The sequence below is a fragment of the Sorangium sp. So ce281 genome (genome assembly GCF_051527395.1).
GTDB lineage: Bacteria > Myxococcota_A > Polyangia > Polyangiales > Polyangiaceae > Sorangium > Sorangium cellulosum_B.
Map to the genome: position 1 here is coordinate 8,955,503 of NZ_CP150322.1, position 25,401 is coordinate 8,980,903.

General features: G+C 72.2%; 12 protein-coding genes and 1 pseudogene. 3 read left to right on the forward strand and 10 right to left on the reverse strand.

Annotated elements, in window-relative coordinates; all coding sequences use genetic code 11:
• Positions 1–7: 7 nt before the first annotated feature.
• Positions 8–4,129 (forward strand): kelch repeat-containing protein, encoded by a 4,122-nt coding sequence (locus WMF27_RS33950; protein ID WP_437943257.1) that lies wholly within the window; start codon positions 8–10, stop codon positions 4,127–4,129.
• Positions 4,130–4,231: 102 nt separating this feature from the next.
• On the opposite strand, the gene WMF27_RS33955 is transcribed toward WMF27_RS33950, so the two are convergent.
• From WMF27_RS33955 to WMF27_RS33965, 3 genes are all read right to left on the reverse strand, one after another.
• On the reverse strand, positions 4,232–6,394 hold the full coding sequence (locus WMF27_RS33955) for a hypothetical protein (RefSeq protein WP_437764718.1): 2,163 nt from the start codon (positions 6,392–6,394) through the stop codon (positions 4,232–4,234).
• Positions 6,395–6,415: 21 nt separating this feature from the next.
• On the reverse strand, positions 6,416–9,127 hold the full coding sequence (locus WMF27_RS33960) for a M23 family metallopeptidase (RefSeq protein ID WP_437764717.1): 2,712 nt from the start codon (positions 9,125–9,127) through the stop codon (positions 6,416–6,418).
• 285 nt (positions 9,128–9,412) lie between these two features.
• On the reverse strand, positions 9,413–10,450 hold the full coding sequence (locus WMF27_RS33965) for a D-alanine--D-alanine ligase (RefSeq protein WP_437764716.1): 1,038 nt from the start codon (positions 10,448–10,450) through the stop codon (positions 9,413–9,415).
• A 774-nt stretch (positions 10,451–11,224) separates the two neighbouring features.
• Between WMF27_RS33965 and WMF27_RS33970 the strand changes: the two genes are divergently transcribed.
• A complete protein-coding gene (locus WMF27_RS33970; RefSeq protein ID WP_437764715.1) occupies positions 11,225–12,826 on the forward strand; it encodes an ATP-dependent DNA ligase in 1,602 nt (533 codons plus the stop codon).
• Positions 12,827–13,026: 200 nt separating this feature from the next.
• Here the strand turns inward: WMF27_RS33970 and WMF27_RS33975 are convergent, their stop codons facing one another.
• Both WMF27_RS33975 and WMF27_RS33980 read right to left on the reverse strand, forming a co-directional pair.
• Positions 13,027–14,658, reverse strand: a complete 1,632-nt coding sequence (locus WMF27_RS33975; RefSeq protein WP_437764714.1) for a hypothetical protein — start codon at positions 14,656–14,658, stop codon at positions 13,027–13,029.
• Between the two features lie 293 nt (positions 14,659–14,951).
• Complete coding sequence (locus WMF27_RS33980) at positions 14,952–17,666, reverse strand: ATP-binding protein (protein WP_437764713.1); 2,715 nt, start codon at positions 17,664–17,666, stop codon at positions 14,952–14,954.
• Positions 17,667–17,790: 124 nt separating this feature from the next.
• On the opposite strand from WMF27_RS33980, the gene WMF27_RS33985 reads away from it, so the two are divergent.
• Positions 17,791–18,000, forward strand: coding sequence for an ATP-binding protein (locus WMF27_RS33985; RefSeq protein WP_437764712.1), 210 nt, complete (start codon positions 17,791–17,793; stop codon positions 17,998–18,000).
• Between the two features lie 229 nt (positions 18,001–18,229).
• Here WMF27_RS33985 and WMF27_RS33990 read toward each other — a convergent pair whose 3' ends face one another.
• The 5 genes and pseudogenes from WMF27_RS33990 to WMF27_RS34010 form a co-directional block, all read right to left on the reverse strand.
• Positions 18,230–19,006, reverse strand: a complete 777-nt coding sequence (locus WMF27_RS33990; RefSeq protein ID WP_437764711.1) for a methyltransferase domain-containing protein — start codon at positions 19,004–19,006, stop codon at positions 18,230–18,232.
• Positions 19,007–19,312: 306 nt separating this feature from the next.
• Positions 19,313–19,486, reverse strand: a complete 174-nt coding sequence (locus WMF27_RS33995) for a hypothetical protein (protein ID WP_437770003.1) — start codon at positions 19,484–19,486, stop codon at positions 19,313–19,315.
• A 203-nt stretch (positions 19,487–19,689) separates the two neighbouring features.
• Positions 19,690–19,965 (reverse strand): annotated as a pseudogene (locus WMF27_RS34000) (sigma 54-interacting transcriptional regulator); the annotation flags it as partial.
• 109 nt (positions 19,966–20,074) lie between these two features.
• Complete coding sequence (locus tag WMF27_RS34005) at positions 20,075–21,850, reverse strand: aspartyl protease family protein (protein ID WP_437764710.1); 1,776 nt, start codon at positions 21,848–21,850, stop codon at positions 20,075–20,077.
• 824 nt (positions 21,851–22,674) lie between these two features.
• Positions 22,675–24,618 (reverse strand): GDSL-type esterase/lipase family protein, encoded by a 1,944-nt coding sequence (locus WMF27_RS34010; protein WP_437764709.1) that lies wholly within the window; start codon positions 24,616–24,618, stop codon positions 22,675–22,677.
• Positions 24,619–25,401 lie beyond the last annotated feature (783 nt).

Genomic DNA, 25,401 nt, shown 5'->3' on the forward strand with positions numbered 1-25,401 from the left:
CACCAGCATGCGAGCTGGGTCGGGTCTTCGCGTGCTGGCCATGGCGGTCCTGGTGCTGGCCGTGGTGGGGTGGATGGGCGCGATCGGGTGCGCGGCGGGGCACGACGGCGCGGCGGCGGCGGCGCTCGTGCAGCGCCGGTTCCCGGCGCAGGCCGCCGAGGTGCTGGGCAGCGGCGCTCCCGGCGCGCTGTCGGCGACCGGCGCGACCGGCGGCGGCTTCGCGCTGGCCGCGCCTCGCCTGGCAGGGCGCGGGCCGCGGCTCCAGGCCGAGCTGCCGCGCGACGGCGGCGGCTGGATGCGGCTCTCGGGCGCGGGCGGCTTCGCGGTGCGGGTGCGCGAGGCCGGCGCGTCCGGCCCGGGGGCGGTGGTCGACGGCGCGGTGATCTACGGCCGCGCGGGCGGCGCGTCGTTCTGGCGGGCGGTCACCGGGGGCATCGAGGAATGGCTCACCGTGGCGCCGGGCGCCGCGCCGGCGGGTGAGCCCGCGGCCGTCTGGGAGGTCGACGGCGCGGCGCTGCGGCAGCGCGGCGAGGCCGTCGAGGTGGTGGACGCCGCGGGGACGCCGCGGCTGCGCGTCACCGCGCCGCGCGCGTTCGCGGAAGGCGGGCGGCCGATCGCGGCGCGCCTCGAGGCGCGCGGGGCGGAGATCGCGCTGCTTGTCGAGGCAGAGGCGTCGGATGAGCTCCTGCTCGTGGATCCGCTGTGGCGCCCCATCGGGGCGATGGGCGAGCAACGGGACGAGGGGCATACGGCCACGCGGCTCGGCGGCGACGACGGGCGGGTCCTGGTCGTGGGCGGCTCCCGCAGCGAGCGCACGCTGGCGAGCGCGGAGATCTACGACCCGGCGGACGACAGCTGGGCGCCGGCGACGCCGATGAGCCAGGATCGCCGCGAGCACGCCGCCGTGCTGCTGGCCAGCGGGCAGGTCCTTGTCGTCGGCGGCGCCAACTCCGAGTTCGCGCTGACGAGCGCGGAGATCTACGACCCGGCGGAGGACCGCTGGGCGCCGGCGCGGCCGATGAGCGACGCGCGCGAAGGGCACACGGCGACGCTGCTGAACGACGGGCGCGTCCTCGTCGCCGGCGGCTATGGCACCTCGGGCGTGCTGGCGAGCGCCGAGATCTACGACCCGCTGGAGGGCACCTGGACCGCTGGGGCGCCGATGAGCGCTGGGCGCCATGAGCACACGGCGACGCTGCTGGGCGACGGGCGCGTCCTTGTCACGGGCGGCGTCGATGGCGAGAGCGCGCTGGAGAGCGCGGAGATCTACGACCCGGTCGAGAACATCTGGACCGCCGCGGCGCCGATGCGCGTCGCGCGCCAGGAGCACGCGGCGACGCGTCTGAACGACGGACGCGTCCTCGTCACGGGCCTCTCGACGAACTACCGGAACGACGAGGGCGAGGAGGAAGAGGAAGAGGGAGAGCTCGCGAGCGCGGAGATCTACGACCCGGCGAGCGACAGCTGGGCGCTCACGGCGCCGATGAGCGCCGGGCGCACTCGCCACGCGGCGACGCTGCTGGACGGCGGATCGGTCCTCGTCACGGGCGGGTCCGCGTCGTCCGAGTCCGGGCCCCTGGCGAGCGCGGAGATCTACGACCCGGCGGCCGGCTCGTGGTCGAACGTGCCGGCGATGGTCGCGGGCCGCAGCGCTCACACTGCGACGCTGCTCCCGGGCGGCGATGTGCTCGTGACGGGCGGCAACCAGGACTTCGAGGCGAGCGCAGAGACCTACGACCTGGCGGGCGCGAGCCCGTGGTCGGAAGCAGCACCGATGCTCGACGCGCGCTACGACCACACGGCGACGTTGCTGAGCGACGGGCGGGTCCTCGTCGCGGGCGGCCAAGGGATCGACCATGTCAGCCTCTCGGGCGCGGAGATCTTCGACCCGGCGCGGGGAGCTTGGACCGCGGCGGAGGCGATGAGCGACCCGCGCAGCGCGCACACGGCGACGCGGCTGAACGATGGGCGGGTCCTCGTCGCGGGCGGCCAAGGGATCGAGTATATCAGCCTCTCGAGCGCGGAGATCTTCGACCCCGACACGCGCGGCTGGAAAGGGGTAAAGCCGATGATCACGGCGCGCCAGCTCCACACGGCGACGTCGCTGAGGGACGGGCGGGTCCTCGTCGCGGGCGGTTATGGGGCCGACTATACCAACCTCTCGGGCGCGGAGATCTTCGACCCCGAGACGGACACCTGGTCGGCGACAGAGCCAATGCGCACCGCGCGCCAGGGTCACACGGCGACGTCGCTGAGGGACGGGCGGGTCCTCGTCGCGGGCGGTTATGGGGCCGACTATACCAACCTCTCGAGCGCGGAGATCTTCGACCCCGACACGGGCACCTGGTCGGCGATAGCGCCGATGAGCGCCGCGCGCCAGAACCACACGGCCACGCTGCTCGATGACGGCCAGGTCCTCGTCGCAGGCGGTTATGGGGCCGACTACACCAACCTCGCGGCCGCGGAGGCGTATGATCCGGCGACCGATCGCTGGACGGCACGGGCTCCCATGAGCGCCGCGCGCCAGAACCACACAGCCACGTCGCTCGTGGACGGGCGGGTTCTCATCGTGGCGGGCATTGCCGGCGCTTACGGCTATGAGGGTAGCGCGACCGCGGAGGTGTACGACCAGGCCGCCGACAGCTGGTCTCCGGCAGAGACGATGTACTTCCAGCGAGCCCACCATGCGGCGACGCTGCTGAGCGATGGCAAGGTCCTGGTCACTGGCGGCAACGGGCCCGGCGGCATCCTCGCCGGCGGCGAGCTCTTCATCCCTGCCCTCCCCGGCGATCCGTGCGACGCCGACGCGGACTGCGCCGGCGCGTCCTGCGTCGACGGCGTCTGCTGCGACGTCCCTTGCGCGGGCGCGTGCATGGCGTGCTCCGCCGCGAAGAAGGGCGCCGGCCCCGACGGCGCGTGCGGGCCCATCCAGGCCGGCGCCGATCCGGACGACGACTGCCCCGCGGAGCCTGCCTCCTCCTGCGGCGCCACCGGCTTCTGCGACGGCCGCGGCGGCTGTCAGCTGCAGGCGCAGGGCACTCCCTGCGGCGCGGCCTCGTGCAAGGACGCCTCCGAGCTCGTCGAGGCCCCCCTCTGCGACGGGCGCGGGGTCTGCGCCGAGGGTGACACGCGATCTTGCGCCGAGTACCGCTGCGTCGCGGGCGCCTGCCTCACAGGCTGCACCTTTGACACCCAGTGCGCCGACGCGGCCTACTGCGCGGCGACCGGCGGCGACTGCCTGCCGAAGAAGCCCGTCGGCGCCGCGTGCTCGCTCCCGAAGGAGTGCCTCAGCGGGCAGTGCAGGGCCGGAGCCTGCGCGCTCGACATTGACGAGGACGGCATCGCCGACACCGAGGACAACTGCCCTGCGGTCCCGAACACGCTCCAGGCCAACACCGATGCTGGCCTGCCGGCGGGCGATCTCCTCGGCGATGCGTGCGACGACGACGACGACGCCGACGGCGTCGGTGATACGGTGGACAACTGCCCGCTGATCGCGAACCCCGACCACGCCGACGTCAACGGCGATGGGGTCGGCGACGCCTGCGATTGCGACAACCCGCGCAAGCCCGACGGCAGCCCCTGCGACGACGGCAACGCCTGCACGCAGACCGACACCTGCCAGAACGGCGCCTGCGTCGGCGGCGATCCCTTCGTGTGCCCGCAGCCCGACACGTCCACCTGCAGGCGCGCCGTCTGCGCGCCGGCCACCGGCGCCTGCGAGAGGCGCTACAAGCTCGACGGCGCGCCCTGTCCAGGCGGCGAGTGCATCGCCGGGGGTTGCTTGCTCGCGGAGGCGGCCAGCGGCTCCGGGGGCGGCGCGGGGGGCGAGGGCCAGGGCGGAGAGGGCCAGGGCAACGGGGGCCAGGGCGGAGGGGGCCAGGGCGGCGAGGGCCAGGGTGGCGACGCCGCCGCGACCGGCACCGGCGGGTCCGGCGGCTCCGGCGGCGATGCCGGCGGCGCGCCTCCGGCGCCTGCTCCGGAGCGGAGCGGCCCGCCGCTCGTGCACGGCAACGGCTGCGCCCTGGCGCGCAGCGCTGGCCCTGACCCGGGCGGTTCGTCCGTGCCCTGGCTCCTCCTCGCCGCGCTGCTCGCCGCGCGATCCAGGGGTTTCCGCAAGGCAGCCTGATCCACCACCGCTCGCCGAGCTCTCGCCGTGCTCAGCGAGCGGCTGGGGACGCACGTCGTGGAGACAGCGTCTCCAGCGAAGGCAGCCCCCGAACCCCTCCTGTCACTTCGCCGTCCTCCGCACCGCCCCGTCCTGCGCCGCCCAGTAGACGTACGCCTCATCCAGCGCGATCGCGATCGGCTGCGCCTGCCCGGCGGCGAGCGTCGCCAGGCCGGAGCCGTCCTTGTTCACCCGCCGCACCACCCCGCTGCCGCGGTTGACCCAGTACACGGCGCCGTCGGGCGCCGGATCCACGGCGATCCCGGCCGGAGCGGGCTGCTCGTCGGCGAGCACGACGAGGTTCGCGCCGTCCTTGCCGAGCCGCATCAAGCGGCCGCTCTCCGTGCTCCAGAAGAGGTGCTCCGCGTCGATGCCGAGGAACTGCGGGGTGAGCGCGTCATCGAACGCCTGGCCGGACGCGATCTGCTGCTGCTCCGCGCCGTCCTTCCGCATCTTCACCACGACCCCGCCGCCCTGGGCCCAGTAAAGGTGCGTGTCGTCGGCGACGAGCGCTCCGCCTGCCCTCCCGACGGTCCCCGTGATCTCGACGGCGTCCTCGGCGCTGCTCGCCGTGTCCACCCGGAAGACGCCGCTCTCTGCGCGCGAGGTGAACCACACCGCGGTCGCGTCGGCCACGACGGCCCACGGCTCGGCGACGTTCGCGCTGAGGAGCAGGAGGCCGTCGCTCGCCGTGTGCTTGAGCACCCCCTCCGCGCTCGTCACGAAGACGTCGAGCCCGGCGACGGCGACGCCCTCGAAGACGCCGAAGCCGCACGTCCCGTCCTGCGGAGGCGCGAGCGTGGCGAGGCACGCGACCTCGTCCAGCCCGTACTTCAGGACGCGGACCGCGACCCCGCCCTGCGGCCGCGCCCCGGCCAGGTAGAGGTGGTCGCCGAGCACGGCGAGCCCCGAGGGCACGGCGAGCCCCGAGGCGATCGTCGTCGCCTCGGGGCCGCAGACGCCGTCCTCGCAGACGCCGCCCAGGCAGTCGTTGCCGCAGCCGCCGCAATGGAAGGGGTTGCTCCTCACGTTCGTCTCGCAGCCGGTGAGGGGATCCTCGTCGCAGTCGCGGAACCCCTCCACGCACGAGAGCGCGCAGCGGCCGGCGATGCACGACGCCGTGCCGTGCTTCTCGACGCAGGCGTTGCCGCAGCCGCCGCAGTGGTCGGCATCCTGGGCGAGATCCGCCTCGCAGCCGTTCGACGCGTCACCGTCGCAGTCGCCGAAGCCGATGGCGCACGCGAGCGAGCAGGCGCCCGCGGCGCAGGAGGGCGTCGCGTTCTGGCTGCCGCAGACGTTGCCGCAGGCGCCGCAGTTCTCGACGTCGGCGTCCGTATCGCCGCATCCTGCGCCAGCGCCCCCCTCGCCTCCGCCGCCGCAGAGCCCCGTGCCCGCGAGGCCGCTCAGGAACGCGTCGCACAGCGCGCCGCTGCCGGTCAGCGCCGTGAAGTCGCACCGGTGGGCGAGCAGCCCGTCGAGGCTCGAGCAACAGCTCGCGAGGAGCTCGTCGCACGAGGCGGACGTGAGCGGCTCCCTGTCGCCCACGGTGGGGCACCGGTTGGCGTCCCCGACCTGACCGAGGTAGCCGAGGCATTCCTCGGCGTCGCCGGCCCCGGCGACGCTCGCGCAGCGCGCGGCCGGGCCCTCGGGCAGCGAGGGGCAGCAGCTCGCGCCGAGGTAGCCGCAGCTCTCGCCGGCGTGGCTCACGTCCTCGCAGCGCCCCGACGCCTTGGCGTCCTGCTCCAGGAACCGCTCGCAGCGCCGCTCGTTGCCGGAGAACGCGATCGCGTGGCACGCCTCCCGCAGCGCCTCGGGCAGCGCTGCGCAGCACTCGTTCAGGAGGCCGGCGCAGCTGGGTCCGTACTGCGGCGCGGCGGGGCCGCCCGCGCACAGGTCGACGTCGCCCGCGGCGCGGAGGACCTCGTCGCAGGCCTCGTCGTCGCCCTCCGCGGCCGCGGCCTCGCAGCCGGGGCGAAGCTCGGCCGGCAGGCTCGGGCAGCAGGCCTCGCCGAGGTGCGCGCAGCCCGCGCCGGCGGGAGGAGGCGGGGAGGGCAGCGCGCCGCACGCGCCGTACGCGCTCCCGTCGCTCGCGCATTGCTGCGCGCCGAGCGTGCCGTCCGGCAGGAAGCACGCGGCGAGCGAGCCGGGCGGACAGATGCGCGGGTCGTCAACGCCGCATGTGAGCGTCGTGATGGAGAGAAAGAGGATCGTGCCAGTGCGGCGCATGGGATCACCTACGGCCAAGCGTTATTCGCAGTCCGCCCTGGCGGCGCACACCTTCCGCCCCTGGGTCTCGTTCATGTAGTGCAGCGGGGAGATGAAGCCGCCGGCGTGCATCCAGTTCTCGCACCTGTCGTTCACGGCCGTGAACGTCGCCGGCTCCTCGTCGGGATCCGTCCTGCTGGCGTCGTACACCGAGTCCTTGCATTTCTGCTCGTCGAACGAGCTCAGGGACTTGTCGTACCCGCACGGCGCGCCGCGCGAGGTGCCGAACGTGCTGCAGAGCGCGTCCGAGAGGAGCACGTAGTGGAGATGCGTGTTCTCCTCCCCGCCCGTGAGGCCCAGATCCGGGTGAGCTTGCTTGATGGACTCCCACGACGCGACGGATCCGATCCGCTGCCCCATGGAGACCATCTCGCCCTCCTTGATGAGGCCATCGCGGCTGAGGTGCCCGTAGAAGGAGCAGACCCGCCGCGCCGGGCCGCCGCTCGGGTCCTCGACGAAGTGCTCGATGCGGACGGTGGCGTGATAGCTCGAGTCGTTGTGGCCGGCGAAGAGGACGCGTCCTGTCGCCATCGCCTTCACCTCCGCGCCGACGGTCCGACCGCCGTTCACGACGACGTCCTGGCCGAGGTGGTGTCCACCCCAGCAGGGGTCCTCGTAGCCGAGGATCTTCAGCAGGCGCGGGTTGTCGATGGGATCCGTGAAGCCCAGGCCAGGTGGGAGGTAGCACCGGTCGCTCGGGGCGCTCGACGGCGTGATCACGCAGCCGAACTGGCAGTATTCCGAGCGGACGAACTCGTACGTCCTCCCGGCCGTCTCGCCATCGGCGCACGGCGCGGACGTGGTCCCCCGGGGGCACATCGCCCGGCAGTGGTAGAGCATCCTCGGGTCCCCGTTCGCGCCGAGCGGGCCGCTGTTGCTCCCGCAGTAGGCAGGGTCCAGCGTGCCCGCGCTGTCGTTGCACTCGATCTCCGACGGATCGGACGTCGCGCTGTCGCAGCCGAGCCACTTCAGCCCGCGGTTGAAGGTGCCGGGGATCTCCCTGCAATACGGGGGCGTCCTGCCGTACGGATCGGGTCCGCACTCGCCGCAATCGGTCCCGCAGGAGATCGGCTTGACCTCCCAGCCGCTCGGGCGCCCGAGCGTCCGGTCCGAGCACTCGTAGATCTGCTTGCCTGGACCGCACACCCGCAGGCCGCGGCGTGTATCGCGCTGCGGCACGAGCGTGCCCTGGTAGTCGTGGAGGCTGTCGCAGCCGATCACGGCGGAGCCCGGCGGAGGATCGGGCGGCGTGCCGACCGGCTTGGCGTCGCTGGCGCCGCACCGGTCGTAGTTCGCCATCGGGTCCTCCATCGCGTCGCATTCGCTGTTCGCGCACGCCTCTGCCGGCAGGAGCTCACCCATCTCGACCTCGCCGGCGAGCGCGGCGTCGTAGTCTTCGCCGCTGATCCTGCAGTAGTAGAGCGTGCCGAAGCGCCCTGTATTGCCGTGCTGGCCGCAGACGCGGTACCACCATTCATGGGGGCGCTCCTCGCTCCGGTATTTGTATTTCGCCTCGGAGGGGCGCGGGCACCGCTCGTCGCAGCGGTCCCACTGCGGGATCTGCGGGGCGCCCTCGGTCGCCTGGCCCCAGATGTCCCCTTCGTGCCAGGGAGCGAGCTCCGTCATGCGCTTGCACGTCCCGTCGCCTCCCGCGTCCGCGCACGCGGTGGACAGGACGGGCTCTCCGCCGGGTGTGGGGCACGCGTAGAGCATGGCGGGATCGCCCTTGATCTCGCCGGTGGGCAGGCCATGGTGGTCGTAGAACTTCTGCCCGCCACAGAAGGTCTGCCCTGGCTCGATCGGCCGGGGGAAGGGCTGGCCCGAGCCGTATCGCGTCGTGGACGCGAGGGGGCACCTCCCGAGATCCTCGGCTGCCGGGCCGAGCCGCTCGTCGGGATCGCAGGGCTGTCCGGCGTTGATCCATCCCTCTTTGCCGCAGACCCAGCGGCTCTCATTGCCGATGCCTAGCCCGCAGATCTCGTCCCCGCAGACGCTCGTGATGGCTTCCTCGCCGTGGCTGTCCTGGATTCCACGACAGGCGGTGCAGCTCGCCGGGCCTGCGCCCGAGCAGGAGACGCCGAGGTCATGCCAGCCGTCGCTGGCGCACACGTACTTCGTCCTCTCGTTGCCGGCGCCGGAGGGGAGGCAGACGCGCGCCCCGCACTCGGCCTGGCCTCGCGGGAGAGGGCAGTCGCACGCCTCGCGCGGAGGCCTGCATTCGGCGTCTCGGGGGCTCGTGGCCGCGCAGCTGCCGTCACACACGCGCCACCACCGGGGGATCTGACCGCCGCCGAAGCAATGGTAGAGGCCAGCGGGGTGGCCGTTGAGCACGCGCGCTCCGCAGAAGGTGAGCCCCTCCGGATCGTCGGAGGCGGGGTAATCGGGGTGGTCGGGGCAGGCGCGGTCGCCGCATCGGTCCTGCGGCTGGCTCTTCCACCCGGTCTTTGTGCAGGCATAGGAGATGAAGTCTCTCCCACAGACCTGCATGTCGCAGAAGGTGTCGTCCGGATCGATGAGCTCGCCGGTCGAGTAGGCTCCGTCCGGGCACCGGCAGCTGCGGTCCACGTCCTGCGGCGCGCGGGGCAGGGACGAGGGGACGAGCGGCGCTGCCTCCTCCCTGCAACCGGCTGCGAGGACGGTCGCCGTGGAGGCCATGAAGAACGATGCGCCAAGGAGTTGGCGGAACCTGGCCATGAGCGGCTCCCTTGCGGCGAGGAGGGGTGAGACCAGGCGAGGCTGGTTGGAGGGGCGTGAGACGCCGAGGCTCTCACGGGCGGAGATTGCCGTCCAGGGGGGACGAGGCGCCTCTGCGGATCGTCAAGATGCCGGGGCGGGCCTTCCCTTGTCCGCTTCTTCATGGCGGCCTTGGCGCCATGGCGGCTCTTCTGCTGACGCTGATCCGGGGCGACTTCTCGCAGCAACGCGATGGCAGCGCGCCCCGGCTCCGGCAGGGGCCCCGGAGCCGCGCTCGCCTTCGCTTCAGATCGCCGACTTCACGAGGCGCAGCCGCTTCTCGGCCTGTCCGCGCTCGCCGAGCCGCAGCTCCGAGGCGGCGGGCGCGCGGCGCCGCACCGGCTGGTGCAGCCTGGCGCTCGCCAGGATGGCCTCGCACAGGTCGCCGAACTCGTAGCCTGCGGCCTCCGCGATCTTCGGCAGGAGGCTTGTCTGGGTCATGCCCGGCAGGGTGTTCACCTCGAGCACGTACTCGTTCTCTCCGCCGGTCACGAGCAGATCCACCCGCACCGCGCCCGTGCACCCGAGCGCCTGGGCCGCCCGCTCCGCCAGGTTCAGGACGCCGCGGTAGCGGGTCGGCGGGAGGCGCGCCGGCATGTGGTACTCGGTCATGCCCGGCGTGTACTTGGCCTCGTAGTCATAGAGCCCCTTCTTCGGGACGATCTCGATCGCACCAAGGACCTTCCCGTCCAGGATCCCCACGTTGACCTCGGTCCCCGCCACGAACCGCTCCACGATGGCGGCGTCGTCGAACTCGAACGCCAGCGCGAGCGCCGACTTCAGCTCCTCGAGCGACCCGACCTTGGTCACGCCGAGGCTCGACCCCTCGCCGCGCGGCTTGACGATGACGGGGAACCCGAACGAGCCATGGACGGCATCGAGCTCCTCGAGATCCTGATTCGCACCCACAGTGTAGTAGGGAGGCGTCGGCACGTTGTGCAGCCGGAACATCTCCTTGGCCTTCAGCTTGTCCATCGCGAGGGCGCTCGCGAGCACGCTCGACCCCGTGTACGGAACCTGGGCGAGCTCCAGGACGCCTTGCACGCACCCGTCCTCACCGAGACGTCCGTGCAGTGCCAGGAACGCCGCGTCGAGCCGCGCGCGCTGCAGCGTCGCGCAGAGCTCCGCGCCGAACCTGTCCCCGAGCGTGATCCGCACGACATCGTACCCGCGGGCCTCGAGCACCTCGGCGACGGCCGCGCCCGAGCGCAGGGACACGTCGCGCTCACCCGACGAGCCGCCCATCACGACGCCCACCCGCTTCCGGACTTGCCGCTCCACCATCGAAGAACCTCCGTCGCCTTCCCGTGCGGACACCAACACCACGTCAGCTCCTTCCAGTACAGTCCAGCTGCCGGAGAGGTGCTGCGCAAAAACCAAGCCAGCTGCTCCCAAGGCCAAAATCCGCGGCCTTGTCAGCGGAGGGCGCTATTCCTGAGCTGTGGTTGAGGAAAACTGCGCCCGCCCGCCGTGTTCACCTGCCCACGGCGCGCCGACCGCCAACCCGGTATCAAGGCCCGCGGCGGAGGTCAACTAAACGGAGCGATCTCGCGGTCGAGGGAGACGGGCGCAGCTGGGGCCATCTCGCGGCGTACTCGGGAGTCTGCAGCCACGGCGGGGCAGCTCCGCGCGCTCTCCCCCCCGCGCGGCGGCGCAGGCGCGTCGGGCGCTTCGCACCTGGCGAATCGATGGCGCGCAGCACCCGAGATCCAGCGCCCGAGATCTTCTGAAAGGCGATCGCGCTCTCGCCTGCTCGCGGCGCCGGCGGCGACCGAGCGAGGCACTCGCCTGCAGATGACATGATAATTCTTCGCCCCTCCCCGCAAGTGGTTGCAAGCGGGAGTGACCGTCATTCCGGCGCGGGAGAGCGCTTTTCTGCTCCGCCGCGTTACACCCTTTGGTAGGCTCTCTCGGCCCATGCGGAGACCACTTGGCGCCCATGGGCCAGGTTCGATCCTGCGGAGTTCCCCGGCTCGGTTGCGGAGGACACCCTGCAGCGGCCTCGTCAAAAGACCTGTCGAGCGTGAGCTCTCGAGGTGCCAAGGTAGGGTTGCCCGCGTGCTCGTTTCCGACCTTGTCGCCACCTCCGAGCGTGTCGCCGCGCTCTCTCGCCGTGTCGAGAAGATCGGCGCGCTCGCCGCGCTCCTGCGCCGCCTCTCGCCCGCGGAGGTGCAGATCGGCGTCGACTGGCTCACCGGTCGGCCGCGCCAGGGGCGGCTCGGCCTCGGGCCTTCGGTGTTCGCCGAGGCCCGCCGGGCCTCTCCTCCCGTCGCCCAGCCTGCGCTCACCCTGGGGGACGCCGACGCGGTCGTCACGGAGATCGCGCGCGCCTCGGGGGCGGGGGCCGGGGGGGAGCGCCGCGCGGCGCTGGCGGGGCTGTTCGCGCGCGCGACCGATCTCGAGCGGGACTTCTTCGCGCGGCTCCTCGCCGGCGAGCTCCGCCAGGAGCGGCTCGAGCCGGTCATGGTCGACGCGGTGGCGCGCGCGGCGCGGGTGCCGCCGGCCTCGCTGCGGCGCGCGGTGATGCTCGCCGGCGACGCGGCGGAGGTGGCCAAGGCCGCGCTCCTCGAGGGGGCGCTCGGCCTCCAGCGCTTCTCGCTGCAGCTGTTCCGCCCCGTGCAGCCGATGCTGGCGCAGTCGGCCGACGACGTCGCGGCGGCGCTGAGCGAGCTCCGCGCGATGGCGCTGGAGTGGAAGCTCGACGGCGTGCGCGTGCAGGCGCACAAGGCCGGCGACGAGGTGCGCGTCTTCAGCCGCGGCCTCGGCCCGGTCACGAAGGCGGTCCCCGAGATTGTCGAGATCGTTCGGGCGCTCCCGGTCCGCTCGGTCGTGCTCGACGGCGAGGCGCTCGCGTTTCGCGCGGACGGCGCGCCGCGCCCGTTCCAGGTCACGATGCGCCGCTTCGGCCGCGCGCACGACGCGGCCGCGCTGCGCGCCGAGCTGCCGCTGCGCGCCCTGTTCTTCGACGTGCTGCACCTCGACGGCGAGGATCTGCTCGACCGGCCCGGCAGCGAGCGCACGGCCGCGCTCCGGCAGGTGCTCGACCGGTCGCTGCGCGTCCCGCGCATCGAGCTGCCGACGGCGGCCGAGGCCGAGGCGTTCTTCGCCGACGCGCTCGCCCGCGGCCACGAGGGCGTGATCGCCAAGTCGCTCGCCGCGCCCTACGAGGCGGGGCGGCGCCGCGGCTCGTGGCTCAAGGTGAAGCGGGCGCGCACCCTCGACCTGGTGGTGCTCGCGGCCGAGTGGGGGACCGGCCGGCGCCGGGGGCTGCTCAGCAACCTGCACCTCGGGGCGCGCGATCCCGCGGCCGGGGGCTTCGTCCTGCTCGGCAAGACGTTCAAGGGCATGACGGAGGAGACCCTCTCCTGGCAGACAAGGCGGCTGCTGGAGCTCGAGATCGGCCGCGACGCAGACACGGTCTACGTGCGGCCGGAGGTCGTCGTCGAGGTCGCCTTTGACGGCGTGCAGGCGAGTCCGCGGTACCCGGGGGGGATCGCGCTGCGGTTTGCGCGGGTGAAGAGGCACCGGCCTGACAAGGCTGCAGAGGACGTCAGCACGATGGATGAGGTGCGGGCGATCCATGCGGGTGCGCTCGCGCGCGAGGCGGCCGAGGAGCGGCAGGCGGAGGGTGGAGGAGAGGAGTTGGAGGGGGACGGGTGACGCTCGGGGAGAGCCGCCCGTTTCAGAGCGGCAGGCGCACGAGGAGGAAGCCGTTCCAGCCCTCACTCTTCTGTGCCTCGGTGAGGCTCATGATGGTCGTCAGGTATCCTTCGCGTCCGTACCCGGCGCCTCCGGGGAACCGCGCCTCCCGTCGTTTCCGGGGGCTCTCGATCGTCTGCGGGCGAGGTTCGCCCTTGCTGCTATCGAAGCGCGCCGCGCGAGGGCGGGTCGTCGAAGCAAGCTCCATCGAGATCGGTCGACAGCGCCGCGAGCGGCGTCCCGCTGCTCACGGCGGGGCTGTCCGGCTTGAGGTGATAATCCCCGCCGGCGATGTCGACGAACCCCGGATCGATCCCCGCCATCGAGCCGTCGTCCGTGAGCGGCGACCCGACCGGACTCGACGCCTCCGGATCGTCGACGGCGTACCACAGGTTCGTGTGCAATGAATTCGTCGCCAGCGTCGGGAACGACGGGGAATACTCCGTCGCCCCGACGTCGCTGCGGCGGTAGTACGTGATGTTGTTGACGAAGCGATTGTCCGCCGTCGTCCGAACCCTGGGGTTTCCGCCCACGCCTCCCGACCCGGGAAAGAACGACAGCAGGCTGTGGTTCGGGAACACGATGGTGTTGTTGGCGACCAGGCACCCCACACAGCCGTTGAAAGAGACCGCCACGCCGGGCGCCACGATCAGGTTTCCGAGCACGCGTACGTCCTGCACCTCGATGATGTCGGCCCCCGGCGCGACCGGCGGGCGAAACTCCTCGGGTGACACGATCGTGCCGAGCCGGACCCCGTAGCCCCCGATGATATCGAACATGCGATTGTTGCGGATCTCGACGTCCGAGCTGCCGCCCCCGATCACGACGCCGTTGCCGAGCGCATTGCCGGCGACAACGCCGCGGTGCGAACCCATGATCTCGAGCCCTTCAGTCGTGTCCATGTCGATGAACTCGCTGTCCAGCAGCCAGAAGTCGTGGAGTCCGGCCAAGCGCACAGCCTTGGCGAAATACGTGTAGATGTCGCGTACGGACACGCGCTCGACAGCGACGAATTGCGTCGCAGTCGGATCGGCGTATGCCTCGCCGTCATCGACGATGAGCGCGGGGACATCTCCGGTAGGCAAGGTCTGGGTGATCTCGAGGTCGTGTATCACCACGTGGCGCAGCCGCGAGAAGTGCAGGACCGGGTCCCCACCGACAAATACCGGCCGCTCCTCCCCCGGTGCACCGCCGATCCAGATCGGCGCCTCGGCGGTGCCGGCGACGTCGCGGATCTGCTCGGGCTCGTACGTCCCGGCGTGGATCCGCACCGCCGTCCCCGGAGTCGCCGCGCTCACGGCCGCGGCGAGGGTCGAGCACGGCGCCTCCTCCGTCCCGCACCCCGCGGCGTCCGTCCCGCCGGGAGCCACGTGGAGGAACACCACCGGCTGCTTGCCGGCCGCGAAGTGGGGTAGGTTCGCGCAGTCCACCGGCTCGCCGGACGGCTCTCCTCCACCGCCGCCATCCGAGCCGCCGCCCTCACCCGGACCGCCGCCCTGCCCCGGACCGCTGCCCTCACCCGGACCGCCGCCCTGCCCCGGACCGCCGCCCTGCCCCGGACCGCTGCCCTGCCCCGGACCGCCGCCCTGCCCCGGACCGCCGCCCTCACCCGGACCGCCGCCCTGCCCCGGGCCGCCGTCCCACCCCCCCACGCCGTCGCCGCCGGATCCTCCCGATCCTGCGCCTGGGGTGCTGCTCGAATCGACGACCGGCTCGATCTCGCGGCTCTCACCGCATCCGGTGAGGATGATGGCAGGGGCGACGATCAACAGAACAGAAGCGATAATGCGCATGGCGTGACCTCCGCCCGACAGGCTACGTTCCGGCCGCAGGACCGCCCCTTAATCCGCTCTTAAACCGATTCGCACGCCCTCCTCCCCGGTGCTGCCGTCCTTGCTTGCCATCGATTCCGCAGGCCCCCGGAGAGGGTGTTGTTGGGGCGGGGTGGGGGATGGGCCGATGTTTGAGGCGGAGACATGGCGCATCCGGCGGCGCCGGATGCGCCATGTCTCCGCCGAGTTCGGCGGGGCCCCCACCCCGCCCCAACAACACCCTCTCCGGGGGCCGGGCAGCCGGCAACAGCCCCCTACCGCCGCTTCCCCCCGCGCGAATCGCCCCCTCCCCCCGCGGCCGGCTCCACCGCGACGTAGTGGACCGGCAGCGCCGGATCCAGCGAGTACCCCTCCGCGTCTCTCCGGAGCCACGGCTTCATCCCGAGCTTCCGCAGCTGGTTCATCGCCACGTAGATCCGGTTCGCCGCCGCCTCCGGCAAGATCCGCTCGCCGGGCCACCCCGCCTCCTTCAGCGCGGCCAGCGAGAGCCCTCGGCCCGGCGCAGACCGCTGCTGCTCGGCCAGCGCGTGCAGCAGGCGCCGCGCCGCGTGGCGCTCGCGCAGGTCGTGCCAGCCGCCGCCCGGCGGGCGGACGAAGCGCGCCCCCTCGGTCAGGAGGAGGTCGTCCTCCGCCCGCGCCTCGGGCAGGCCGCCCAGCGCCGCCAGGGTGCGCTCCAGGATCCGCAGCAGCAGCCGCACGTCGTCGGATCGGCTCGCGCTCGACGGCGATCCCTCCCGGGCGCGCGCGATCCTGCGCCGCGCCGCGCCCGCGTGCCCCGCCGCCTCCTCCCCCCGCCCCGCGCGGCGCGCCGCCTGGGCGAGCGCGAGGTCGACGAAGCCGGACGCCACCCGCGCGAGCTCCACGTCGGGCTCGTCCCCGAGCTGCGCGAGCAGCCGATCCGCGGGCTCGATCGCGCGCCGCGCCTCCGCCACCTCGCCGACCGACGCGAGCGCCGCCCCGAGGCGGCAGAGGGCGATCCCCTCGGAGCGGCGGTCCCCGACCTCGCGGAGCAGCCCCACCGCGCGGCCGTGGCACGCGCGCGCATCGGCGAGGCGCCCCTCCTCGTGGTGGAGCGCGCCGAGGTTGCCGAGCGTGATCGCGAGCAACCGGAGATCGCCCACCTCGCCGAGGATCGCGGCGGCGCGCTCGTAGCGCCGCCGCGCCTGCGCCGGCGCCCCGCGCTCCTGCTCGAGCAGGCCGGCGTTCGTCGAGAAGATGCCCTCCATCCGGCCGTCGCCGATCTCCGCCGCCATCGCGATCGCCTGCTCGTAGTAGGCGGCGGCCTCGCCCTCGCGGCGCTCGTCGTGGTGGAGCGCGCCGAGGTTGCCGAGCACCCGCCCCTCGGCGCGGCGATCGCCGAGGGCGCGGTGGAGCGCGAGCGCCTGCGCGTAGTGGTCGCGCGCGCGCTCCATGTCGCGCCGCCCGTGGTGGAGCACGCCGAGGTCCGTGACGATCCCCGAGAGGAGCGCCTCCGCGCCGAGCGCCGCCGCCTGCGCGCGGGCGCGCTCGAGGTCCTCGAGCGCGGCCTCCGCCTGCCCTCGGAGCCGCCGCGCGCGCCCCCGCGCCGCGAGCGCGCGGGCCACGACGCGCGGATCTGCCGCGAGCGCCTCGGCCGCCGCGAGCGCGCGGTCGAGCAGCTCGAGCTGCGCCCCGAACGGGCCGCGGGTGCTGAGCACGGGCTCGATGGCGCCGAGCGCCCGCAGCGCGCGCTCGGCCGCCGCCCCGGAGCCGACGCGAGGCGCCGTCGCCAGGGCGAGCGCGCCCTCGGCGACGGCGAGCAGCTCCTCCAGATCGCCGGCGATGCGGTTGAGCGCCTCGAGCGCGCCGCGCCGCTCGAAGTCCGCGGCCGCCGCCTCGCCGGCGGCCAGGTAGAACGCCGCGTGCCGCTCGATCGCCGCCTCGCGCTCCCCGCGCTCGGCGAGCTTCTCGGCGGCGAGCTCCCGCACCACCTCGTAGAGCGCGAAGCGCGTCGCCCCGTCGCTCCTCGGGGGCGCCGCGCGGAGCAGCGACTTGTCGCGCAGCGCCTCGATCCGATCGATCGCGGCGGCGTCGGGCTCCGCGAGGACGGCGGCGGCCGCCTCGAGCGTGAACGGCCCGTGGAAGGCGGAGCAGCAGGCGAGCGCCCGTCGCTCGCGGTCGTCGAGGAGGTCCCACGACCACTCGATCGCGCCGCGCAGCGTCGCCTGCCGCGCCTCCCGGCCGCGCGCCGCGCCCGCGAGCAGATCGAGCCGGCTCCCGAGCCGCGCGAGCAGGCCGCGCACGCCGAGCACGCCCTCGCGCGCCGCGGCGAGCTCGATCGCGAGCGGGATGCCCTCGAGCCGCCGCACCAGCGCGGCGACGTCGGCGAGGTGCTCGTCGCCGGGCGGCGGCGGCGGCGCGGAAGCGCGGTGGGCCGCGGCGCGATCGAGGAAGAGCGCCACCGCCGCGCTGCGCTCGGTCGAGCCCTCCGCGGGGAGGCCGAGGGGGCCGAGCTCGTAGCTGATCTCCCCTGCCAGGCGGGTGCGCTCGCGCGACGTCGCGAGGAAGCGGAGCTCGGGCGCCGCGCGCACCCACGCGTCGAGGGCCGGCGCGGCCTGCTCGAGCACGTGCTCCAGGTTGTCGAGCACGAGCAGCGCCGGCCCCTCGGTCGCCAGGGCGCGGCCGATCCGCTCGACGAGCGTCGCTTCCCGGCGCCCTGCCGCGACCTGCGCCCCGATCGCGCGCGCGACCGCGCCGCAGACGGCGCGCAGGTCGCGGCAGGCGGTGAGCTCGCAGAGCCACACGGCCTCGCCGGCGTGCGCCTCGGCCCAGCGGCTCGCGAGCTCCAGGGCGAGCCGCGTCTTGCCCATGCCGGCCGGGCCCCAGAGGGTGACGAGCCGTTCGCCGCGCCGGAGCAGCTCGGCGATCGCGGCGAGCTCGCCCTCCCGGCCGATGAAGCGCGACGCGGGCAGGGCAAGGTGCCGCGTCCGCGGCCGAGCTGCGTCCGCCATGCGCCGACCTTCGATCGGACGGGGGCTGGATTCAACGCCGGAGCGGGCGGTCGGGCGTGAAGACGGCGTGAAGACGACTGCGCCGGTGCGGCAGCCGCCGTCGACCGCCGCGTAGAGGCCCTCGATGCGGTCGAGCGCCGCGGGGCGCGCGCGAAAGGCGAGCTCCGCGCCCTCGGGCGTGCGCAGCCGGCCGGATCCGCCATCCTGGCAGGCGCCGGAGACGGCGCGCCTGGGAGTTGGGCTGGGGCTCACGATCGCGAAGGGCCTCGTGGAGGCCCACGGCGGGAGGATCTGGGCGGAGAGTCGGCCAGGAGTTGGTAGTGCAGTCATTTGAACATGAAGGCGGGAAGGCGGGAAGAAAACCTGAAGGATCTTCCCGCCTTCCCGCCTTCATGTGGACCCTCTCGGGGCAAATGACCGCACCACCCAGGAGTTGGCACCACGCTCTTCTTCACGCTCCTTCTGGCCCCGCCGGAATGACGAGCGCGGCGCGCTGGGCGCGGGCACCGGCGGCGCGCCGGACAGCGCGGATGGCGGCGCGCGCCTCGCGGGCGGACCGGCCCTCACAGCAGCTCGGCGAGCCTCTCCTTGAGGTCCGACAGCTCACCGCGGACCAGCGTCACGTCGTCGTCCCCCTCCAGGTAGTACCCCCCGGGATCCGCCGGCTCGTGCTGCTTCACCCAGAGGCGAAGCCAGTCGCAGCCCGCCGGCTCGGCGTGCACGAGCTTGAAGGTCGAGGGGATGGGACCGCCAAAGCCGTTGTAGGTCACGACGCACGTGCCCTCCGCCACGTTCGCGAGACAACGAGTCACTCGCCCGACGTCGTTCATGAAGCGGCGCCGGGAGAGCGCCACGGTGTCGTCGAGATGATCGTCGACCGAATAGATGTTCTCGGCGAACGGGTTGTAGAGGTAGAAGCCGTCGAACCCGAACCAGGCGGGGTCGGTCGCGTCGGCCAGGAAAAACCGGACGTTGTCGAGGCCGAGGCGCTGCGCGGCCGCTCGAGCGGCCTCGACGAGGTGAGCCCGGTGCTCGACGCCCGTGAAGTCGAGGTCCGGTCGGGTGCACGCGGCGACGAGGCAGAACTTGCCGGGCCCGGAGCCGATGTCGAGCACCCGTCGGGCGTTGTGGCGCGCGAACAGCGAGGCCGCCTGGCGGGCGATATCCGCGGTGGTCCAGAATTGCCTGGATCTGTCGCGAATCGGCGCGGCGTAGAGCGCGTCGAACGTGCTGTCGTCCACGGGGCCGTAGAGGAGGTCCTCCCGGAGCTGGGCGACCTCGTCGTCAGTCAGATCGCGGGCTGGAGTCGCGTCGGCGGGGAGGAGATTCAATTCGACCATCAGGGTGGGCTCGGCGGCGGGTGAGGGTTGCCCAGAGGCTCGACCTGAGAACGCCTGCCGCTCGCTGCCTGCTGTAGCACATCGCCGGCACATCGCGTGCACCCGTGAACGGCGGGGTGGCTGACGCGCGAGGCTTGTGCCCGGGACCCGAGAGCTCAGCGCCAGAGCGTGAGGAACGTCGCCCCAACCCGCAGGCGGGCGGGCTGTAGGCGACAGCGTGCGCAGAGGTCTCGCCGAGGCATGGGTTGCAGGTGTGGCAGTCCTCGTAGCACCCTGCATGTACGGGGGCTGTGGTCAGGAGCACGGCTATCTCCGGAACCGCTCCGCGTCGATGCCATACCGCTTCAGCCAGCGCTGGATCTGCATCCGCGCCTTGCCCATCTCGCGCGCCACGGCGGTGATATTCCCTCTGTGCACGCCGAGCAGCCGGGCGAGCTCCTCCCGCCGCGCGGCATCCCCTGCCTCCGGCCCCTCCAGCACGGCGCTGCACCGCAGGGGAAAGGTGCTCCAGCCCCACCTGCCCTTCCGCCCCCGCGAGCACGACCGCCGTCCCGAGGCACCTCTCCAGCTCCCGCGCGTTCCCCGGCCAATCGTGGCGGAGCATCGCCCTCGCCGCGCGCGGGTGGAGCCGGACCCGCGCGGCGTGCTCCGGCGGGAGGCGAGCGAGGATCGCGCCGGTGAGCAGGCCGAAAAGCCCCCTTCTTGTGGCCAAAGAGCTCGGCCTCCACGAGGTCCTTCGGGAGCGCGCCGCAATTGACGGCAACGAAATCGCCGGTCCGCCGCGAGAGCGCGTGGAGGGCGCGCGCCATCACCTCCTTGCCAGTGCCGGTCTCGCCCTCAACGATCACCGAGACCGTCGAGCGCGCGATGGGGACGAGCCTCTCGAACACGCGATGGAGATGAAGGAGCACGGTCGCGAGGCCCGGGGCTTCCGGACGCAAGGCAGCCAGGTCGAGCACGGGAGGATCGTTCGGGTCACAGGGGATGGCTTCCCGGTAGAGAAAAAGACGGGGAATTCGTCAGGGCCAGCGTGGAGAGGCGAGCCGTACAGGCCGGGGCCCTGCGTCGTCAGTTCGAAAGCACCCGCTTCAACACCATCGTCGTCTTTTCCCGCTTCCCATCGCGCACGTAATTCACGACGACCTTCGTGCCGGGCTTCTGCTCGATGGGCTTCTGGATGTTCGAGACGTCGAGCTCCGCGGCGATCCCGCCGACGTCGAGGATCCGGTCACCCGGCGTGAGCCCCGCCTCTATCGCCGCGCTGCCCGGCAACACGCGCTCGATGATCCATGGGCGTCCCTTTGCCTCGGGCGACTCCTTCTTCGCGAGTTTCCACCCGGCGAGCGCCTCCGGGCGCGGGCGATCGCACGGCGGAACGAGGTGCATCGTGCGCGTCGCGACGTCGAACACGACCGCGCCGCACCGCGCGAGCATGTCGTTGCCGAGCAGCCCTGCGATGTGTCCTGTCCCCGGCGGATCGTCGATCGAGACCACGCGATCCTCGAGCGTGATCGGTCCGAGCTTCGCGGAGGCGAGGCGGAAGAGCGTCGACGACGTCGCGTCTACGCCGGCGCCCGAGCGCCCCGACGCCGCGAGCGCGGGGCGCGTTCCAGGGAAGCCGTGCGCGCCGGCCCAGCGTTTGACGAGGCTGATGCCCTTGGAATTTCCGGTGTCGATCTGGACGGGCGCCGGCGTCCCGTCGAGGAGCACGTCGGTAACCCATCTGTCTTCTTCGATGCGGAACGGGATCGACGTCGCACCGGGGTCAACGAGCCCTTTCGTCGATCGCGCGAAGACGAGCTCCTCTTTCGCATAGTCGACGCGCACGACGCTGGCGAGGAAGAACGAATAGCCGAGGATGACCTCCGGGCGTCGATTGCCGAACGCCTCGAGCATGGGAATCGGCACGCTCACCGTCGGCACGCGGCGCAGCGCGAGACCGCCGACATCGAGCGACGGGAGCTCGCCGAGCCCGACGCGGATCTTCTGCGTCGAGCCGGTGCCGCTCACCTCCATCGTCGACACGAACGTCGCGCCCGCTTGCGTCGTCGCGTCGACCACGGTCAAGCTGGCGCCCGAGTCGAGCATCGCCCAGGTCTCTCGCCCGCCGATCTTTGCCCGGAATGAGACCTCGCCGAGGTAGTGCTTCATCGGAACGCGAACCACGCCCGACGCCGGCCAGGCGATCTCGAGGCGCGGGTGTGGTGGCGCCAGGCACGCCTCGCCCTGCGCGCGCTCCTTGCCAGGGGGCTCGGCCGGGCAGGAGAGCCCTTCGTCGGCGGCGACGAGCGTTCGCTTTTCCGGCTCGGCGACGGCGCGGAGGCGCGTCGTCGAAGCCGGCCAGCTGACGCCGCGCGCGTCTGGCTTCGTCCAGGCGTCGAAGCGGACGGTCGCTCGTTCGCCGTCGGCTCGGCTCGAGGTGACGGCGACGAGCGCGGCGTTGTCGAGAGCGAACTCGAGCTCGGGCGAGCCGACGGGCGGAAGATCGAGCGCGATCGTCACGCGACCGGGCGCGTCGTCCGCGCAGCGCACCTTGTCACGGGCGGGATCGAACGCAACGACGTACTCGCGACGCGCCACGAAGCCATCGATCATCAGCGAGACGGCCTCCTCCGGACGCAGACGCACGAAGACGTCGGGCACCCCGAGCTGCCAGGGCCCTTCGGCGTTGACGCCGCGGGCGTCTCGCACGCCCGCAAGTTCCTGCACGGCGCGGAAGCGCGTGCGATCGAGCGCGAGCTCGTACGAGCCCTTCTTTCCCTCGGTCTCGACTTCCATCCGGAACGTGCGCGGGAGCGACGCGAGGATGGCGTCGGGCGTGCCGTACGCCTGCGCGTGTCGCAAAAGGAAAGATTTTACCTCACCTACCGCCGGACACGCGGCGGGCGCCGCGTGCGCGCCCGCGCGCGCCGAAGCTTCGGGAGGAACGGCGGGCGCCGCGGCGGGGGTCGTCGCCGCGGGCGGCGTGCACGCCGAGAGCGCGACGGAGGCGAAGAGCAATCGAGAAAAAGGCACGTTCGAAATGGTCGAGGGACGCATCCGCCCGGCGTTAGCACGCGCGCGGCGCGGGGGCGAATGGACCGTTCCGAGCGCGCTTCGCGATCCGAGGCACGTGCGTTGCCCGAGCGTCGGCTCCCGTGACGCGTCCGAAACCCGGCCGCCCGCCTCTCCTCGAGGTAGCGCGCGACTGCGAGCGGCACATGCGCGGCGATATAGGCGCACAGCGCCGTCACGGCTGCCTCGACGGGCGCCCCGCCGAAGAGCGCGAAAGCAAAGGAGCGGCCCTGTCGCCGATGGCGGACATGACCCGCATTGCGCTGTCGCGAGGGACCTTCCTCGCGCGCCCCTTCGCGCGCAAGGGCAAAGACGACGACGAACCGTTCGCCGACAAGCCGAGCCGCGTCGTACGACGGCTTCGACGTGCACTGTGGTGTGCGTATCGCCGCGAACGACGACGAGGGACGGGAGCGTCTGCTCCGGTGCTGCGCGCGTCCGCCGTTTGCGACCGACCGCATCGAGGTGCTGAAGGACGGGCGCGGCGCGTAGGTAAAAGAAGCCGGATCGCTGCGCGAAGAAGTGCGGCGCGGCGAACCGAAGTGGCGGGGCCGAGAGCGTCGCGGCGTGCGCCGCGAACCTGCTCGAGCGTTGGTGGCGTTCGCCTTTCGATTTCAGCGAAGGTACGGACTCAACGCCTGGAACCAAACATCGGCCATGCGGTTATACCCTGCCTGGTTCGGATGGAGATTGTCGGCGAAGAGGGACTGCTTGTAGTTCGTGTCGTTGGTGAACGCTGTGTACATGTCCACCAGCACGATGTGCTGCCCCTTGCTGACGCGCGTCGAAACCAGGTTGGGCATGGCCGCGTTGTAGGCCTTGACGGCGTTGTTCGTGGCGTCCGTTCTCGTCGGCACGATCTGCGCGAGCACCACGAGGATGTTCGGATCACGCATGAAAATCGAGTCGAGCAGCTTGCCCAGGCGATTCGGTGCGTCCGCAAGGTTGATGTTACCGTTGATGTCGTTCGTTCCGATCATCAACGTAATGATGTTGGGCTTGTAATTCGGAATGCTGGTGCCCACGAGCTGCGCGATGCCGTTGTTGCCCTCGATCGTCCAGCCGCCGTGACCCTCGTGGTTCCTCGGGAACGTCACTCCGTCCACCATGGGCACGCTGTAATCATTGGCGGAACCGACGAAGGTGATGTCGCGGTTCGCTTCGAGCGCGAGGTGGAACAGCGGGGCGCGGTAGCCGCCGGCGACGTTGAAACCCTGCGTGATTGAATCGCCGAAGGGCATGATCTTACAGGAGCCGCTCGCCGGGCAGGGCTGGAATGCCGGGCCGCCGCCCTCGCCAGCGCTGCCCCCTGCGTCACCTCCGTCGCCCGCGGTACCTCCGCCGCCGTCGGATACGCCGCCCATGCCACCCGAGCCCGCTCCGCCGGCGCCCCCGGTGCCGCCGCCGGCCGTGCCTCCTCCACCGGCGTTCGCCGCGCCCCCGCTGGTCGCGCTCGAGCCGGAACTGCCGGGCGAGCCGCCGCCCGCCGCTGTCCCGCTGCCGCTCGTGGTCCCGGCGCTGGCCGTGCTCGCGGTTCCGCCCGTCGTCGTGCCAGGCGAGTCGGCGCCGTCACTGCACGCCGCGACGAGCAGCACCACACACGAGAGGACGGCGGAAGAAGAAAATTTTAGGCGGTGTACGGGCATCTGCTGCGCATAACACGATCGCGGCTCCACCGCGATTGTGAAGCGCAGCTTATCGAAATTGCCGTCGTCGTTGAACGATTTCATCGCGAGGGGAAGTGCGTCTGGACGGCGGCGCTCTTCGCGGCCACGCGGCGCCCGAGTGCGAACGGCGGTTATACCGGCGCACCTCGTATTCGGTTCTGCGCCCGACGGCCCACGCCTGGTCCGCCTCGGTCCGACCCTCCGAGCACGGCCCGGCCCAGTTTTCGCTAGTGACCGCGCGATGGACGGCTCTTGCGCGACGAGGTACGCGCGGCGGCGCGGGCGACGACGACCGCGCCGGCTCGTGGCAAAGGCGCCGGCGCGTGACGCGGGTGCCGAACAGGTCCGCCGCGAAGCGGAGGGTCTTCTCGACCTCTGCATACGATTCCCAGGCTTCGTGCGCGCGACGCTGCCGTCCGGTGCCCGGAAGGAGAGGTTCGGCACCTCCGCGACGTCGCGACCGCGCTCGAGCGCGGCGCAGAGGAGCGGGAGCGCGATCTCGCCCTCTCCGCGCACGATGTAATCGATGGGAAAGCGGAGGAGGAGGTAGCTGTCGAACAGCGTCGCGTGGATGTTGCCGGCGACGATCGGCACGTCCTCGCGGCACGCGCGGATCTGTCGGATCACGTCGGCCGCCGTCGCCCAGCAGAGCGAGGTCGCGGAGATGCCGACGAGGCCAGCGTCGGCGAGGTGAGGGAGGAATGGGTCGAGGCGGCTCGAGCCTCCGGCGATGAGGTCGGCGATGACCACCTCGTGGCCGCTCTGCCGCAGGACCGACGCGAGCCAATAGACGCCGTACGGCGGGCAAACGCGGACGGCGTCCATCTCCGCGGGGACAAGGCGGTCGCCGTCGAGGTCCATGCTGGGCGGCGCGACGAGAAGGACCTTCACGGTACGCTCCGGAGCGCCGGCGGAGCGCAGCAGAAGGCACCGGCGTGCGCCGGGCGCCTCCGTGCGCGCGAGCGCGGACGCCCGCCGGGGCGTGGAGCCCTCCGAGGGCGGGCGATCTCAGGGTAGCGCGGTGTTCCGAGATGATTTCTTAATAGCCGCAGAGCTCCCAGGGGGCGGAGCAGCTCTGGCCTGTGGTGGTATAGGGGTTCGTTGGGCAGGTCCACCACTCATTCCCGAAAGGCCGGGGGTTGCATCGCGGGAGGCACTCCACCCATCCCGAGGAGCAAGAGTTCCCTACCTGTACAGTGGGGCGAGCGGCGCAGAACCAGCGTTTCCCTTCGAACCAGCCTGGATTGCACACATCGGCCGCTCCGGCGACGGGCGGATACACCGTGGTGGCCGCCTGGATGTCCACCGGGCTGAGGTTGGGGCTCCCGAAGCGAACACCATCTTGGTGCGCACATCCGCTGCCGTACGTCATGATGGAGTCGTAGTCATAGAAGCCAGGGTTCACGATGATGGCGGGCTGGCTCGAAGGCCACACGCTGGCAGTGTTGGAGGTGGAGATCGGCGCTCGATCACTGCAGTCGAAAGGGGTCAGCGGGTGATGCCACTCATGCTCGAAGCCGATGGCATGTCCCATCTCGTGGATCGCATACTGCTCTACGCAATCGAAGCTGTATTCGACGAGAGTCGTCCTCCAGTCGTAAGCGATGCAACGGTTCTCCTTGATGCCCCAGGGCTTGAACTCGGCCGTGTTGCCGAGGGCCCTCGGCGGACGTC

Excerpts from the sequence above, each read along its gene's own strand:
- WMF27_RS33950 (WP_437943257.1), top strand. The coding sequence starts at position 8 with ATGCGAGCTGGGTCGGGTCTTCGCGTGCTGGCCATGGCGGTCCTGGTG.
- WMF27_RS33955 (WP_437764718.1), bottom strand. The coding sequence starts at position 6,394 with ATGCGCCGCACTGGCACGATCCTCTTTCTCTCCATCACGACGCTCACA.
- WMF27_RS33960 (WP_437764717.1), bottom strand. The coding sequence starts at position 9,127 with ATGGCCAGGTTCCGCCAACTCCTTGGCGCATCGTTCTTCATGGCCTCC.
- WMF27_RS33965 (WP_437764716.1), bottom strand. The coding sequence starts at position 10,450 with ATGGTGGAGCGGCAAGTCCGGAAGCGGGTGGGCGTCGTGATGGGCGGC.
- WMF27_RS33975 (WP_437764714.1), bottom strand. The coding sequence starts at position 14,658 with ATGCGCATTATCGCTTCTGTTCTGTTGATCGTCGCCCCTGCCATCATC.
- WMF27_RS33980 (WP_437764713.1), bottom strand. The coding sequence starts at position 17,666 with ATGGCGGACGCAGCTCGGCCGCGGACGCGGCACCTTGCCCTGCCCGCG.
- WMF27_RS33985 (WP_437764712.1), top strand. The coding sequence starts at position 17,791 with ATGCGGTCGAGCGCCGCGGGGCGCGCGCGAAAGGCGAGCTCCGCGCCC.
- WMF27_RS33990 (WP_437764711.1), bottom strand. The coding sequence starts at position 19,006 with ATGGTCGAATTGAATCTCCTCCCCGCCGACGCGACTCCAGCCCGCGAT.